General features: G+C 64.0%; 2 protein-coding genes. Both read right to left on the bottom strand.

What is annotated here, in order from left to right; translation table 11 throughout:
* On the bottom strand, positions 1-1,166 hold a 1,166-nt coding region (locus AB4Y42_RS43900), incomplete at its 3' end, for an MFS transporter (RefSeq protein WP_368697844.1).
* 78 nt (positions 1,167-1,244) lie between these two features.
* The coding region (locus tag AB4Y42_RS43905; RefSeq protein WP_368697845.1) for a 3-keto-5-aminohexanoate cleavage protein at positions 1,245-1,550 on the bottom strand (306 nt) is incomplete at its 5' end.

A 1,550-nucleotide genomic window follows, 5' to 3' on the forward strand; every position in this document is an offset into this window, starting at 1 on the left:
AGGACGCCCGTCAATGGAGCGGCGCTGCCTGCCCGCTTCAGATGGTCAGCCAGCATGCCGATGACCACCGTGCCAATGGCGAGCGCAAATACATTGATCAGCAACATCGTGAAGCCAGTCACCGTCGAGCGCATCCTGGCCGGCGTCATGCTGGTGATGGCCGTCAGGGCTGAGCCATAGGCCGCCATCGGCAGGAAGAATCCGGCACACATGCCGATATAGAACAGGGGCGAGCCGGCCGGTACGAATCGATATGCCAGCATCAATGGCGCGCAGACCAGGACGAGCAATGCCATGAAGCTCGCGTGTCCTCCGCGCAGACGCCTCGCCGCGCGGTCCCCCACTGCACCTCCCGCTGCCGCGCCAAGCGTGCCGAATACCAGCTGCAACGCCCCGATCCGTGTGGCAATACCGGCCGCATTCATGCCCCGCTCGTCGACGAGCCAGAGCTGCGTGAAGGAGAGGCTGGCAAAAACCAGGTGCACCAGCACGAAGCCAGCAATCGTGAAACTGAGCGCGCGGTTACCGCCAACGGTGCGCAACACGGAGAGCGCCTGCTCGAGGAATGGTGCGCCGCGCTCCTGCGGTGCGACTATGCTTCGGTCTTCCCTGAGCAGTGCCAGGGGCAGCGCAATCGCAATGCCAATCACGCCCAGCGCATGGAACGTGGATCGCCACCCGAGCGTGGCGCCAAAGCTGCCAGCAAGCAGGAAACTGCAGCCGACACCCAGCGGAATACCCATGAAGAAGAGCCCCATTGCCGTGCCACGGCGCTTGCCGGAGAAGAGCTCAGCCAGCAGGGCCACCGCGGCAGGGACCAGCGCCGCCTCACCGCTGGCGACAAAAAACCTGGCCACCACCATCTGCTCGAAGCTCTGGGCGTGGCCCGACGCCAGAGTGCAGGCGCTCCAGATCAGCACCCCGGCGGCAATGATCCGGGGACGGCTGAATCGATCAGCGAGCGTACCCATGAACATCGCCATCACGCCGAAACTCAGTACCCAAACCGCACCCGCGAGAAACCCGTACTGCGTATGGTTGAGCCGCAGATCCCCAATGATCTGCGGCGAAAACCCGAGCAGCATGTTGCGGTCGATGTGCGCCAGCAGGTGAACCACCAGCAGGGTCGCCAGGACGGCAGCGGGGCTTTTCTTCCAGAACATCATTTGTCTCCATGCCTGATGGATTGGACTGCATGCGAGGTGCAACGCGGTATGCTGCCGCGCTGCACGTCGTCATGCTGGTCAGGCAGCCTTGCGTGCCGGTACGCCGCGCTGCTCGGGTGCCCGGTTCGGCACCATGCGCAGCTTGTCCAGCGTCTCGTCAACCGACTTCCATTGCGTGCCGATCTGGTAGATGCCGCGTGCCTCCTGCGCACTCGCGACGTCACGATTGAGCTCGCGCGCAATGCGCACCATCTGCTCGATCTGCTGCACGGAGCTCGCACGTTTGCCGTCCGGACCAATCAGCGTGTCCTCGATGCCGACGCGCACATGGAGGCCCAGCGCGATGGCCATCGTGTTCATCGGCACAACATTGCGGCCCAGCGT

The organism is Paraburkholderia sp. EG286B (assembly GCF_040965655.1).
In the GTDB taxonomy this organism is placed as follows: Bacteria; Pseudomonadota; Gammaproteobacteria; order Burkholderiales; family Burkholderiaceae; genus Paraburkholderia.